The organism is Streptomyces sp. NPDC088400, assembly GCF_044753355.1.
Classification (GTDB): domain Bacteria; phylum Actinomycetota; class Actinomycetes; order Streptomycetales; family Streptomycetaceae; genus Streptomyces.
In genome coordinates, this window is sequence record NZ_JBIVMZ010000027.1 from 18975 (window position 1) to 32141 (window position 13167).

At 68.4% G+C, this 13167-nt stretch carries 16 protein-coding genes and 1 pseudogene; 12 read left to right on the top strand and 5 right to left on the bottom strand.

The features are described from left to right. The first annotated feature begins 62 nt into the window (after window positions 1–62). The 5 genes from ACIQD6_RS35850 (at window position 63) to ACIQD6_RS35870 (ending at window position 3472) form a co-directional block, all read left to right on the top strand. The gene (locus ACIQD6_RS35850) at window positions 63–1550 is read left to right on the top strand and encodes a glycoside hydrolase family 43 protein (RefSeq protein WP_401891163.1); all 1488 of its coding nucleotides are present in this window, start codon (window positions 63–65) and stop codon (window positions 1548–1550) included. A gap of 62 nt (window positions 1551–1612) precedes the next feature. Further along, the gene (locus ACIQD6_RS35855) at window positions 1613–1897 is read left to right on the top strand and encodes a hypothetical protein (RefSeq protein ID WP_401891165.1); all 285 of its coding nucleotides are present in this window, start codon (window positions 1613–1615) and stop codon (window positions 1895–1897) included. Between the two features lie 104 nt (window positions 1898–2001). Then, window positions 2002–2199 (top strand): AMP-binding protein, encoded by a 198-nt coding sequence (locus ACIQD6_RS35860; RefSeq protein ID WP_401891206.1) that lies wholly within the window; start codon window positions 2002–2004, stop codon window positions 2197–2199. A 262-nt stretch (window positions 2200–2461) separates the two neighbouring features. Then, complete coding sequence (locus ACIQD6_RS35865) at window positions 2462–2758, top strand: hypothetical protein (protein ID WP_401891167.1); 297 nt, start codon at window positions 2462–2464, stop codon at window positions 2756–2758. A gap of 267 nt (window positions 2759–3025) precedes the next feature. Beyond that, window positions 3026–3472 carry a hypothetical protein gene (locus ACIQD6_RS35870; protein WP_401891170.1) on the top strand — a complete coding sequence of 149 codons (447 nt, stop codon included), beginning with the start codon at window positions 3026–3028 and terminating at the stop codon, window positions 3470–3472. A 50-nt stretch (window positions 3473–3522) separates the two neighbouring features. On the opposite strand, the gene ACIQD6_RS35875 is transcribed toward ACIQD6_RS35870, so the two are convergent. Next, complete coding sequence (locus ACIQD6_RS35875) at window positions 3523–4149, bottom strand: chloramphenicol phosphotransferase CPT family protein (RefSeq protein WP_401891173.1); 627 nt, start codon at window positions 4147–4149, stop codon at window positions 3523–3525. Between the two features lie 433 nt (window positions 4150–4582). On the opposite strand from ACIQD6_RS35875, the gene ACIQD6_RS35880 reads away from it, so the two are divergent. The 5 genes from ACIQD6_RS35880 to ACIQD6_RS35900 all read left to right on the top strand — a co-directional run bounded on the left by ACIQD6_RS35880 (window position 4583) and on the right by ACIQD6_RS35900 (window position 9052). Beyond that, window positions 4583–5170, top strand: a complete 588-nt coding sequence (locus tag ACIQD6_RS35880) for a hypothetical protein (protein WP_401891176.1) — start codon at window positions 4583–4585, stop codon at window positions 5168–5170. A 689-nt stretch (window positions 5171–5859) separates the two neighbouring features. Further along, entirely contained in the window at window positions 5860–6522 is a 663-nt protein-coding gene (locus ACIQD6_RS35885; RefSeq protein ID WP_401891179.1) for a DedA family protein, read from the top strand. Between the two features lie 68 nt (window positions 6523–6590). Next, complete coding sequence (locus ACIQD6_RS35890; protein ID WP_401891182.1) at window positions 6591–7808, top strand: sensor histidine kinase; 1218 nt, start codon at window positions 6591–6593, stop codon at window positions 7806–7808. After that, on the top strand, window positions 7799–8443 hold the full coding sequence (locus ACIQD6_RS35895) for a response regulator (RefSeq protein WP_401891184.1): 645 nt from the start codon (window positions 7799–7801) through the stop codon (window positions 8441–8443). The genes ACIQD6_RS35890 and ACIQD6_RS35895 overlap by 10 nt, the downstream gene beginning before the upstream one ends. Window positions 8444–8695: 252 nt before the next feature. Further along, complete coding sequence (locus tag ACIQD6_RS35900; RefSeq protein WP_401891187.1) at window positions 8696–9052, top strand: hypothetical protein; 357 nt, start codon at window positions 8696–8698, stop codon at window positions 9050–9052. 78 nt (window positions 9053–9130) lie between these two features. On the opposite strand, the gene ACIQD6_RS35905 is transcribed toward ACIQD6_RS35900, so the two are convergent. Further along, window positions 9131–10057: a hypothetical protein gene (locus tag ACIQD6_RS35905; RefSeq protein ID WP_401891190.1), complete on the bottom strand. Its 927-nt coding sequence runs from the start codon at window positions 10055–10057 to the stop codon at window positions 9131–9133. 205 nt (window positions 10058–10262) lie between these two features. Then, window positions 10263–10427, bottom strand: a complete 165-nt coding sequence (locus ACIQD6_RS35910; RefSeq protein ID WP_401891193.1) for a hypothetical protein — start codon at window positions 10425–10427, stop codon at window positions 10263–10265. A 259-nt stretch (window positions 10428–10686) separates the two neighbouring features. On the opposite strand from ACIQD6_RS35910, the gene ACIQD6_RS35915 reads away from it, so the two are divergent. Continuing rightward, window positions 10687–10863 (top strand): hypothetical protein, encoded by a 177-nt coding sequence (locus ACIQD6_RS35915; protein WP_401891196.1) that lies wholly within the window; start codon window positions 10687–10689, stop codon window positions 10861–10863. Window positions 10864–11111: 248 nt separating this feature from the next. Here ACIQD6_RS35915 and ACIQD6_RS35920 read toward each other — a convergent pair whose 3' ends face one another. Further along, window positions 11112–12164, bottom strand: a complete 1053-nt coding sequence (locus ACIQD6_RS35920) for an aldo/keto reductase (protein ID WP_401891199.1) — start codon at window positions 12162–12164, stop codon at window positions 11112–11114. A 107-nt stretch (window positions 12165–12271) separates the two neighbouring features. Here ACIQD6_RS35920 and ACIQD6_RS35925 point away from each other — a divergent pair, with 107 nt between their 5' ends. Continuing rightward, window positions 12272–12901 carry a TetR/AcrR family transcriptional regulator gene (locus ACIQD6_RS35925; RefSeq protein ID WP_401891200.1) on the top strand — a complete coding sequence of 210 codons (630 nt, stop codon included), beginning with the start codon at window positions 12272–12274 and terminating at the stop codon, window positions 12899–12901. A gap of 31 nt (window positions 12902–12932) precedes the next feature. Here ACIQD6_RS35925 and ACIQD6_RS35930 read toward each other — a convergent pair. Next, window positions 12933–13167, bottom strand: a pseudogene (locus ACIQD6_RS35930) (hypothetical protein); the annotation flags it as partial.

Consider the following 13167-nt stretch of genomic DNA (forward strand, 5'->3'; position numbering starts at 1 on the left):
GGCATCCCTAGCGTGAAAGGCCCGTTATTACATCGATGTAAAGAGCTGTGGAAAGGACCCCCGTGCTTCCCAGCCCCACCAGACCTCCCCGCGCGCGCACCGCCCTGCTCGTCGCCGCCCTCCTCGGGCTCGTCGTTGGCCTACTGCCCGCGTTCACCGCCCCGGCCGGCGCGGCACCGCCCGTACCCGATACCGCGCCGCGGGTTGCCGGCGCCGCGGCAGGCATGTTTCGCAACCCCCTCAACACCGGCCCCGACCCCTTTATGACGCACTGGAAAGGGAACTACTACCTCACGACGACCCAGGGCAACAGCATCCGGATGTGGCGCTCCCCGTCGCTGGGCACGTTGGCGACCGCCGCCCCGGTCACCGTTTGGACGGACTCCGACCCGTCCCGCAACCGCAACATCTGGGCGCCGGAGTTCTACCGCTTCGGCGACCGCTGGTACCTCTACTACACGGCCGACGACGGCGTCGACGAGCACCACCGGCTGTACGTCCTGGAGTCGGAGGGCGACGACCCGGCCGGTCCGTACCACTTCAAGGCGAAACTCGCCCCGCCCAACCACGCGAACGACTTCGCCATCGACGCGGGCATCCTCCAGCTGGGCGGCCGGCTCTACCTCGCGTACAGCGGCATCAACCAGTACCAGCACAACGGGCTCAACATCGCCCCGATGTCCAACCCGTACACCGTCTCCGGCAACGCCGTCGCCATCAACGGCGCCGGCGGCTGCCCCGAGGTACGCGAGGGACCGGAGTTCCTGTACCGCAACGGGCGGGTCTGGATGACCTACTCCACCTGCGACACGGGCAAACCGGACTACCAGGTCTGGATGATGTCGATGCCGCTGGACGCCGACCCGCTCGTGCCGGGCAACTGGCGTCAGCACCAGGGCGCGGTGTTCTCCCGGGCCGACGACCGGGGCGTATTCGGACCGGGCCACCACGCCTTCTTCCAGTCTCCCGACGGCACGGAGGACTGGATCGTCTACCACGCGAAGTCCACGTCGGTGAACACCTACAGCAACCGCACGACGCGGGCGCAGAAGTTCACCTGGCGGGCCGACGGCAGCCCCGACTTCGGCCGCCCTCTCGCCATGGGGGCCACCCAGGACCTGCCCTCCGGCGATCCCGGGTCCGGTAACTCCTGGATCAACGACGACGGCCGCTCCAGCGGCCCCGGCGGCGTCACCTACACCGGCGCCTGGAACTCCGGCACGGGCTGTGCCACGCAGTGCTTCTGGGGCGACGACCACTGGAGCGACCGGGCGGGTGCCACGGCGACTTTCACCTTCACCGGCACCCGCATCGTCCTGCTCTCCGTCAAGGACACCGGCAACGGCTACGCGGCCATCAGCATCGACGGCGGTCCGGAGCAGCGGGTGGACTTCCACAACTCGATCCGCGTCGGCGAGGCGGTGCAGTACGTCAGCCCACGGCTTCCCCACGGCAACCACACCCTGCGGATCCGGGTGACGGGAGAGCACAACTCCCAGTCCGGGGCGTCCTTCGTGAGCGTCGACCGTGCCGAGGTCTACGTGAACTGACGCAGCCGGCCAGGCCGCCAGCGCCGTGCGTGGCTCTCCGTGCTCTCCCTCAGGACGAGCCGGTGGGCCGCGACGCGGCGTGGCTTCTCGCCCACGTGTACAAGCTCGTCAGCGCGGCCGGTTCACGGTTCTACATCGTCATTGTTCCGATCGTCGTCGGAGGTGTCACCTCGAACGTCGTGGCGTACTTCGGGCTTCAGTGTCATCGGGTGGGTGCCGTGGCCATGGTCTCGTACCGCAGGCGCGCCGAGGAGGCTGTCGCGCTGTCGGCGTCGGTGCGCAGCCCGCCGCGGAGGGCGGTGCCATCCCTCTCGTCGACGGCCGCAGGTGTGGGCGGCTCTCCCTGACGATTTGCGTGGCCGCTTCGAGTGTCCCGGTTTCCGCTACGTGGGCAGCTTCAACAAGGCTGGCCGGCGGGGTCCACCCGGTCGTGGCGGAGTCAGTGGTGGCGATGGTACAGGGGCACGCCCGGCTGCGGCCGGACGCGGTAGCGGTGGAATCCGGCGGGACGCTCCTGACGTACCGGGAACTGTGGCACCGGGCCATCGCGGTGCCCGCCGTGCTGGACGAAGCGGGTGTCGGGGCGGGCGACCGCGTGGTGCTCTGGGCGGACAGGCCGGCCCGAACCGTGGCGGGGACCGTCGCGTGATGGCGCTGGGCGCCGCGTATGTGCCCGTGGACCCGGCCCATCCCGAGGAACGGGTCAGGAAGGTCCTGGAAGGCGCCCGGCCCACTGCGTTGGTACACGACGGAGCCTGTGTGCGGCGGACGCTGCCCGCTGTCGAGGTCCGTCCTCGATCTGGCGGCACTCGCGGACAGCGCCGCACCGCCGGACCGCGAGCCGTCCCGCGCCACGGACATCGCCTGAATCGTGTTCCCGTCGGGCTCCACAGGAGGATCCCAAGGGCGTCATGGTCGAGCACGGCTCACCGGCCAACTACGTCGCATGGTGCGGGGGTCTGGTCGGGGCGGGTGGAGACGGCAGCCCGCTGTTCGCGAGTCTCGGATTCGACCTGGCGATGACATCGCTGTGGGTGCCGCTGTCCCAGGGGCAGCGGGTGGTGACCATGGCCGACGGCGAACCCCTGGAGCTGATGCACAAGCTCCCTCCTCCTACCGCAGCAGTGACCGGGCCGCCCGAACTGCCATCGAAACGCTGCTCATTGCGGTGTACGAAGCCGTCCCGAGATCGCAGCGTGCCCTGGTAGGGCGGGCACGGGGGCCGTCCATGGACGTTGCCGGTGGACAGGCCGGTCACCGAGCCAGTCAGTGCCCACGGCAGGGCCGACTGCCGGGGGGCGCCGCTCTCGCCCGCCCGGCTGATCATCTCCACGGCTGTCGCGTGGAGATGATCAGCAACCGTTTTGCGGGGCTGTTCTTGGGTGACTACCGACTTCCGCCCGACGCGCCTGCGACACTGGTCCCGGCCCTCCGCTGCTCCCGTCGGCGGACGGCAACAGCCGAAGGAGGAAGCCGTGCGCGATGCTGTGATCTTCGATATGGACGGCACCCTCTGCGATGTGCGGAACATCCGGCACCTCCTCGACGGGCCCGGTTCCTTCCACGCTTTCCATACCGCTTCCGCCTCGTGCCCTCCTCACGAGGACGTGGTGGAAGCGGCGCACGCCGCCCGTGCTCGGGGCGCCGCCGTGCTCATCGTCACCGCTCGCAGTACCCGGTACCGGCACCACACCGCTATGTGGCTCGCCCTTCACGGCGTGCCCTCGGATGCCATGTGGATGCGAGCCGCCCGGGACATGCGTCCGGACTACGAAGTGAAGCGCGGCATCCTCGCGGCGATCCGCCGGAGATACCGGCCGGTTCACGCGTGGGACGACAACCCGAATGTGCTGCGGCTGTGGGCCGAAGAGGGCATTCCGGCTACGACCGTGCCCGGGTGGAACGCCCCCGTCGCCGTCTGAACTCGCTTCGTTGGAGCCCGACGGTCCTAGCCCGGACGCAGGAAGCCGCGTCAGTCCTCGGCCTCGTCGGCTTCCCCTGGGGCCCACTTCTTCGTCGGCACCTCCGCATACGTCTCCCCGATGTCGGGGAGGTAGCGTCCGTGAAGACGAGTAAAGGCGGTGGGAGTAGGGCGATTTGGGAGAAATTCCTTGATTTGCTGAGCGCACTCGCGTGCGCTCGTCTTGCTGGTGTCGCACTCCAGGTCGTAATCGCCGTGGCTGTGCACCAGTTCATATTGGTGCGCAGCCAGCCCTGCGGGACGGTCGCCCCGCGCTTGCTCACGCCGGACCACTTCGCCCAACGAGCACCGGACGCCGACGAACAGCACATCCTGCGGACGCAGCACTGTCAGACAGTCGAGCAGCCGCCATGGCTCGCTGAGAACATGATCAACGACGAGGTCGTTGCCCACCTCGGCCATGGCCGCGATCGAACGGTGGAAGCCCATCCGGGTCTGTCGCAGCGCGGTGTCAAGTTCTGCCGACCCGAGCTCCCGCTTGGTGCGCATCGCGTTGAAGCTGTCGACTGCCAGGTGGAAGAAAATGCCATCATCCAGGATATCCAACAGTACCCGGGCAACACTCGACTTCCCTGAACTGGATGTGCCGTTGAGAAATATGATCCGCCCAGATGCCATGAGGTCATGCTCACACGGCCTCGCGCTGTCGAGTCTCCCGGCCGTCAGGGCAGGAGCCATGTTGGGGGGCTCCGGGCGCGCGGCAGGCCCGGAGCACGCGGAAGCAGGATCGCTTCTCATCGCTCCCATCCGTCAATGAGTTCGTCCACGTCCACGTCCACGTCCGCGGCATGCGGCACTGCCGCTACCGAGGACAGCCGAAGGCCCCGCCCCAGCACGTCTTCACCGCCACCGCCGTGAACATCGAACGCCTCAGTGGCCTACCACCCCAGACGCCGTGTGACGCCTGCCGGCCGCCGCTGTAGCAGGTGACGTCTGCACGCCGGCGGACCAGGGCGCGGCGTATCGACGGGTGGCGTCGGTGGCGCCACCTGCCCCCGTGGTGGCGACGGGCGCCTACGGTGAGTTGCGCGGCGGCGGATAGCGTGCGGGCATGGCGATGACGGGGAAGCGACGGGTCCTGTACCGGCAGGGCAGCGGATTCTGGCGGATGACGGCGAAGTGGGTTCTGGTCTTCGGGGCCCTGTACCTGCTGGACGGCGGGCTGCTCCGGGCGTGGGGCGACGCTCTGGTTTGGCCGATGATCGGGATCCTGCTGTGGGTGCCGTTCGGGATCGGCGTCGTCTGGTACCCGAAAAAGGACCAGCGCGTCGAGCTGACGGCGCGTGAACTGCGGGTACGGCGCAAGCGGCTGCCGATGGAGGAGGTGAACCTGCTGCACGTGGCGCGGCTGTGGCTGGAGGGGCGGTCAACCGCGGACGATCAGCCGGTGCTGGAATGGGCACGTTTCGACCGGGTGGTGTGGGTGCCGCTGCGGGACGGCCGAGCGTTTGGCGTGGAGTTCCGCGACCCGGCCGCGTTCGCCAAGGTTTTCGGGGCTTTCGCGGTCGCGGCGTGCGGCGGGCCCGACATCGTCCGCGCGCGGGCCGCGGCGGAGACCTACCCGGATCCGCTCCCGATGCGCCGCCGCCCTGCCGACGACGCAGGCTCCTGGCCGGACTTCCTGGACATCTTCAACTGACAGCCGGAAACGCCGGCAAGGGGCAGAGCTCCGTCAGGGACACGGGGAACTGCACAGGGCCGGCGTTCTCGACCAGGGATAACCCGTTCCGGCCCCTCTGCCGTCCATCCCGTTGCCCCTCTGCCGGGCACCATCGCGGCCATCCGCGCCGGCGTGGACCCTGGCCAGGCCGTCGAGTTCGACCGCGAGATCGAGCACGTTCCCGCAGCCGGGCTTCCTGCCGTCGCTGAAGGAGGTGACCAGTGGGATCGCCCCTGATCGGTTTTCACCCGGGCCCCTCGGCCACGGCATGACCGCAGGGGCGGGTGCTGAGTCGTTATCCCCGAGGGCTGGAGCAGTGACGGAGGTCCGGGCCGGGATCTTCGGTAACAACGACGCCGGCGGCCGCGCGGTCGAAACCGCCGCCCGGTTTGACCGCGAAGGAACTCTCCCTGATCGAGGGAACGTTGGTACGGCTGAAGGGTGTCACGGACAGCCGGGACGGCGGCGAGGCCGACCCGGCCGGGTAGTAGGTCGCCATGGCACTACCGTCGCACCGTGCCCTGCGGAAAACCGCAGGGCACGGGGTGTGGAGAACCGTAAAAGTTCGGTGGTAATCCTCATACCGGCGCTGATCTTCGGTTTCTAGCCTCGTCAGTGGATCGCGGCATCGGCCCGCGGCGACCGCCCCGCAGCCTGGAGACTTTCGAATGGACCTCATGCACCTGGCCCTGCCCCAGGAACCAGCCGGCGGTATCGCGGGGTGGGCATCCGACCTTGTGGACACCATGGGCGGCCCCGGCGCGGGCCTTGCCATCGCTCTGGAGAACCTTTTCCCGCCGCTGCCCAGCGAGGTGATCCTGCCGCTGACCGGCTTCGCGGCCGGGCAGGGCGTCATCAGCCTGTTCTCGGCCCTGTTCTGGACCACGCTCGGCTCGGTGGTCGGCGCCGCCGTCCTCTACTGGATCGGCGTCCTCTTCGGCCGGGAGCGCATGTACGCGATCTGGGCCAGGTTGCCGCTGGTCAAGCCGTCCGACCTGGAGCGAACGGAGGAGTGGTTCGCCAAGCACGGCACCAAGGCCGTCTTCTTCGGCCGTATGGTGCCGATCTTCCGCAGTCTCATCTCGGTGCCGGCCGGCCTGGAGCGTATGCCCATGCCGATCTTCCTGCTGCTCACCACCCTGGGCAGCCTGATCTGGAACTCCGTGCTCGTACTGTCCGGCTACTGGCTGGGCGACCAGTGGGACCTTGTCGAGACCTACGTCGGAGTCATCAGCAAGATCGTCCTCGTCCTGGTGGCCGCGGCCCTGGTCCTCTACCTCGTGGTCCGCCTGCGCTCCCGCAGCTCCGCGCAGCACCGCCGTACGTCGTGACCGGCCCCGTTCCCGCCCCGGTCGAACGATCTTGCCCCGGCTGCGCCACCCGACCAGCCTCGCCAACCGTGCAGTCGGATTCGGCGGACATCACCACCCAGCCCCTCCCGGCGGCGCTCGAACCCATGCACCCGGGAGGCGAGCCTCTGTCGAAACCGTTCCCGGCGCTGCTGCTGAGGGCCGCCGGGCTCGTCCTTGGTTGTCCGACCGCGCTGCTCGGACTGCTCTACTTCGCCGTAGTCGGCCCCCTCCTCGGCCCGCTGCTGCTGTGGCCGCGCACTCGCCGGCACGCCCTCGTCGTCCTGACCACCGGGGCCCGTCGACTGACGGCCCTCGAACGCCGGCGCCGCTCGTTCTTCTTCGGGGACCGTCTCCCCGACCGTCCTGTGCCGGACCAGCGGATCCTGCGCTACCTCGCCACCCGTACGTATGCCGGTCTGATCACCGGCATCGTGGTGGGCCTGCTCGCCTTCGGTGTCGTCCTCGCGGGGCTGCTCGTGGCGGGCCTGGCGCGGGGCACGCTCGGCTGGGGAGAACTGATCACCCAAGTGCTGCTTGGCGGTGTGCTGCTCTTCCTGGACGTGCAGGGCCTGTTCTCGCTCGAGGCGCTCGACGCGTGGCTGGCCCGCGAGTGCTTCGGTCCCTCTGAACGCGAGCTGATGCAGCAGCGCATCGAGGAACTGGCCACCAGCCGGGCGGCGGTGCTCCAGGCGGTGGACACCGAGCGTCGGCGCATCGAGCGGGACCTGCACGACGGGGTGCAGCAGCGCCTGGTGGCGCTGGCCATGCTCCTCGGGCGGGCCCGTCGCGGCCGTACACCCGAGCAGGCGGGCAGCCTGCTGGAGCAGGCCCACAAGGAGTCGCAGGACGTCCTGACCGAACTGCGCGAAGTGGCCTGGCGGGTGTATCCGACGGCGCTGGACAACCTGGGGCTTCAGGAGGCGCTGGCCGGGGTGTCCGAGAGGTGCAGCATCCCCATCCGGATGGACTTCGCGCTTGCCGAGACCCTGCCCGCCTCCACCGCGACCGCCGCGTACTTCGTGGTGTCGGAGTCGGTGACCAACGCCGCCAAGCACTCGGCCGCCACGGAGATCCTCGTGAGCATCCGTACGTACGGGCCCGTCCTCGTCGTACGGATTGAGGACAACGGCGTCGGCGGCGCGGTGGCGGCTGGCAGCGGACTGACCGGGCTGCACAGCCGGGTCGGCGCCCTGGACGGCCGACTGCACATCCACAGCCCCTCCGGGGGGCCCACCACGATCACCGCGGAGCTGCCGTGCGCGTAATACTTGCCGAGGACTCGACCCTGCTGCGAGAAGGGCTGGTCCGGCTGCTCATCGAGGAGGGACACGAGGTCCCGGCCGCGGTGGGTGACGCCGTCGCCCTGCTGCGAGAAGTCGAGGCCCGGCCGCCGGACCTGGTCGTCGTGGACATCCGGATGCCCCCTACCCACACGGACGAGGGGCTGCGGGCGGCGCTGGAGATCCGCGAGCGGTGGCCCGGCGTCGGGGTCCTGGTGCTGTCCCAGCACATAGAGCGCAACTACGCCGCACAGCTGCTGACCTCGAACGCGGAGCGAGTGGGCTACCTGCTCAAGGACCGGGTCGCCCAGGTCGACGAGTTCCTCGACGCACTGGAGCGGATCCAGGCCGGCGGCGCCGCCATCGACCTCGAGGTCGTACGGCAGTTGGTGATCCGTACGACTCACAGCGACCCGCTGGCCCGGCTGACTCCCCGCGAACGCAGCGTCCTGGAGACGCTGGCCCAGGGACACACAAACGCGGCCATCTCGGAGAAACTGCACATCTCCATGAGCACGGTCGAGAAGAACCTCAACACGATCTTCGACAAGCTCGAACTCACGCACACCACGGGCTACAACCGCCGGATCCTGGCCGTACTGAGGTATCTGGAGTCGTGACGAAAACCCTGCGGGGCAGCACCCCTCCCGCCGCCCCGCAACCTGTACCCGGCCGCTGGGGCGTACTACTGGTACATGCAGCAGGTGATGCCCGATCACGCCGGCTCGAAGCGGTGGGACTCACTGATGCACTACCTGGGCCCGGATACTCCGGTCAAGACCAGCTCCGGCGCTACGTGGACATCGGACGACAGCCGTAGAGCCATATGCGGTGCCGGCTCCTCCTGGACCGTGCACCCGTCCGATGCGTCGGTGGGCTCGGTCGACTGTGACGAGTTCGCGATGGCTACGACGCACGAGTCCGGCGGCTACCCGAAGAGTGTGAACCTGGTGACCTCGGGCAGCAAGTGCGCCCAGTTGTTCGCCGACAAGATGGGCGATGGTTCGGCGAACATCGGCATCCTCGCGGACACCCGCACGGCGATGAACGGGCCGAGCGGGCCGAGCGGTGCGGGCGTGCGGCAATCCCGAGCGGGCAGAACCAACAGGTGTTCAGCGAATTCCCGGCTCCGTCGTGGCGGATGCTGGACGGGGTTCTTCCTGACCCTTCCAGGATTCGAACACTGCACCTCGACCGCCACTACCTGCACGTGGCGCAAGATCGGCTGACGTAGCCTGAGCGTCGGCTAGTGAAGCAGGAGGGGGCCAGCCCGCAGGACACAGGGCTGGCCCCCTTCTCATGCGTTGTCAGCCAGTCAAGGGTTGCCACCGGTCTTCCTGTGCCGGGTCGATACTGCTCAGCCACACGAGCGCCTCGCCGATGAGACCGGGCTTGTCCCGCGTGGCCAGGTCCGGGGCTTCGAGCATGTCGGCAGCCTCTTCCAGGTAAGTGACCAACGTGTCGAGTACATCGCCGGGGCCTTCGTTGTAGCGGGACCACCGGCCCAGGTAGCCGCTCGCGGCGTCCAGGTACAGGCCCGAGGTGCTATCAGTCGGGCCCAGGGCGACAACCGGAATCCAGGTTGCCTTCCACACGGTGATCCGGTCGTCTTCGGGACGGTCGACGTTGAGGGCGTCCTCGTGGGCCTGGAAGTCCATCTTCAGCCGGTAAACGGCGGCCACGGCGTTCAGGGTCATCAAGGCCTTATTGCCTGGAAGGCATCCCCAGCCGTTGACTCCGTCGTCGCCCCCGGACAGCAGCCACAGGGTGCGCAGTTCGACCGGTATCCGGATGCCGAGGTCGCCTTCCAGAGCGGCGATGACGGCGGCGTCGGCGCCGCCGCGGAGCGCAGCGTAGGAGGCAGGGGCCTTGTGTTGGAGCCGGCGGATGATGCGTTGCCAGGCGTCGGCGGTCTCCCGTCCCACGACCGCATCGGCGGCAGGGTCGGCAAGCTGGTCCTGGTCGTCCGCGGCTGGCTCGGCGGAGGAGGCAGGGTTCACGTACCGGATCTCGATCCGGTCCGGCTCCCGGATGTAGCCGATGACCAGGGTGGGGCAGTCCTCGAACACATCGCCGTCGACCGTCACCGTGAGGATGCCGGGCAGACCCGAGGCAGGCTGGCCCAGGTCCGGGTCGTCGGCCAGCTGGCTGGCCAGGACCTTCAGGGCGTAGGGGACACCGGCCCCTAACTGGGAGGCAGTCTCGCGTACGTGCGGGGGGATCTCGACGTTCACAGCCTGATGCTCCTTGACGGTCGGATGCAGAACGGTGGCCCCTCATACAGTAGGACGCCCGCGCTCACCAGCGGTTGGTCCAGCGGGCCACGCCCTCCAGCAAGGGGCAGTGGGCCAGGAGCTGATGAATGTCGATTGCGACACTGACTGTGGCCCTCCGTCGTACCCCCGTCGGCGGAGGGCCGCCCACTGTGCGGAGTTGGCGTCAGCCCTCAGCCTCGTCGGCTTCCCGGGCGGCCAGCTTCGTCGCCATCTCCACATCGACCCGGTTCTCCCCGGACGCCGCCGCGTGCTCGGTGATCCCCCGGTGGACGTCCGCTGCCGCAGCGAGCCACGGCTTCCACGCCTGCGCGCTGCATTCACCCCGCATCGCTTCATGCCGGGCGGCGTTCGCCGCACGCTGGCGATCGACCAGAGATTCGGGTACGGAATTCTCTTGCCACGCGCGGATGTTACGCCGTGCTCCCTGCGGTCCCGTGTGGTGCCGAAGCCGAGCGGGGCAGGCCTCGCCCGCAAGGCCTGCCGCTACCGGGGCTCAGGCCGGGGCCGTGGTAGCTGTCGGTCATGCTGCGGATGCCTGCCGAGCCGATACTCGCCTCTCCTGTCACCACGCAGGTGGTCCCCTTGACTTGGACCGCGGAACCGAAAAATGGGACGGCTTCCGAGCTCTGGTGGCGCGCCGGTCCGACGGCCGGGTGCTGTTGCGCTCGCGTCGCGGCACGGACATGACCGCCGCGTTCCCAGAGATCTCCGCCGCTGCCGCCGCCCAACTTCCGGAGGAGGTGGCGCTCGATGGCGTTATGTGACCTGTACGGGTGTCTCAGGCCCAAGGTGTCTCAGGGGCGTGACACCGGCGACCTCGCGTATTCGGCTGTCGCGTATTCCTCTCTGCATAAGGTTTCCTGGTGACCGTCTGTGGTCGTGCCGACAAGTTGGCAACAGGGGGAGAGACTGTCACCGCAGCTGTCCAGGCCCGGGCAGGCGTTGAGCGAAGCAGCCCCCAGCCCGAGTCTGGGACGCGCGGCTATAACGCTCCAGCTACTTGACGCGGATGTCATGCAGCGGGCGGAGGCGCGACAGCTGGTGGGTTGAGGCGGGCGAAGCCTTCCTGGCGCTGGTAAGGGAAGTAGGGGTAGGGCGCTGTCTTGCCGCTCGCCGCATCGAGTTTCGCCATCTGGTCAGGCGTGAGCGTCCAGCCGACGGCACCGAGGTTCTGGCGAAGCTGGTTCTCGTCGCGGGCGCCGATGATGACGGAGGAGACGGTCGGTCGCTGCAGCAGCCAGTTGATGGCGATCTGCGGAATGCTTTTTCCGGTCTCCTGCGCGATATCGTCGAGGGCGTCGACCACGCGGTAGAGGTGTTCGTCCTCGACCGGCGGGCCGTAGTCCGCGGTGTGGTGCAGTCGGCTGTTGGTCGGTAGCAGCTGGCCGCGGCGGACTTTGCCAGTGAGCCGTCCCCAGCCGAGGGGGCTCCAGACGAGGGCTCCGAGGCCCTGATCGAGCCCGAGGGGCATCAGCTCCCATTCGTAGTCGCGGCCGATGAGGGAGTAGTAGACCTGATGTGCGACATAGCGCGGGTGGCCGTATCTCTCCGCGCTCGCGAGGGACTTCATCGCGTGCCAGCCGGAGAAGTTGGAGATGCCGAGGTAGCGGACCTTCCCTGCTCGTACGAGATCATCGAGTGTGGACAGGACTTCCTCGATCGGCGTGCCGGCGTCAAAGGCGTGCAGCTGGAACAGGTCGATGTAGTCGGTGCCGAGCCGGCGCAGGGCGTCCTCGCATGCGGTGATCAGGCGCGAACGGGAGGAGCCTGCATCGCCTGGGCCTTCGCCCATCGGCAGGCTGGTCTTGGTGGACACGATCACCTGGTCCCTGCGGCCTTTGATCGCTTCGCCCAGCACCTCCTCGGAGGCTCCGCTGGAGTAGACGTCGGCGGTGTCGAACATCGTGATCCCGGCGTCGAGGCAGATGTCCACGAGACGGCGTGCTCCGTGCGCATCGGTGTTGCCCCAGGCACCGAATAGCGGCCCTTGGCCGCCGAAGGTGCCGGCGCCGAAACTCAGTGCGGGGACCTTGAGGCCGGATGCGCCCAGCCGCCTGTATTCCATGGCTGTTCCTCTCTCGCCGCCCGTACCTAACTAATGGGCTTGGAGTTCCGTTAATGTGGAGCCTCAATGTAGCAGGCGCGAGTGATTAACGAAACTGGAGTCCCGTTATGGGGTTTGAGGGTGCGGGTCCGGGGACCGTCCGTCCTGGAGGGCGCACGGCGCGGGTGCGGTCGGCGGTGCTGCAGGCGGCTGGGGACGCCTTGGCGGAGCATGGCTTTGCCCATCTGGACCTCGCTGACATCGCGCGCCGGGCCGAGGTGGGCAAGACCACCGTCTACCGTCGCTGGGGAACGGTGACCAGCCTGGTGGCCGATTTGCTGGTGGACATGGCCGAGCAGTCACTGCCGCATACCGAGACCGGCTCGCTGCTCGGTGATCTCAAAGCCAACGCCCGGCTCGTGCAGCGCACCTTGGCCGACCCGCGGCAAGGCGCGCTGTTCAAGGCAGTGATCGCCGCCGCCACCTGCGAGGCGAAGACAGCCGAGGCCCTGCACCGCTTCTACGACATCCGCGTCAAGGAGTGGGCACCCTGCGTTCAACAGGCCGTCGACCGGGGCGAGGTGCCCGAGGGCACCGATGTATACGAGGTGATCCGTGCTGTCTCCGCTCCCCTCTACTACCGCCTGCTGACCAGCAGCGACCGCCTCGACGAAGCCGCCGCAGACCAGGCCGCCGGGGCCGCAGTGGCTGCAGCGCGTGCGGGAGCGTACCTGCGGGGCGACGAAGGTCGTGCGTGACCGGCTTCCCGCATCCGTCGCTGACCGCGGGTCACCGTGCGTGATCTCCGGGGGCATAGCGTTTCCAGGTTCCTCCGGCCTCTTCGGCGAGACGGGTGGTGTGGTCGTCGTTGTAGCCGAGCATCCGGGCGATCACCGGAGCGGGGGCTTGGAGGACGAGTTGGCGGATCGCGGGACTGTAAGACGTTCGGTGTAACTCCCGATCATGGAAGATGCATCGATGACCAGTGAGAACGTGATCGATCCCAAGTCTGTCGAGTCGGCAG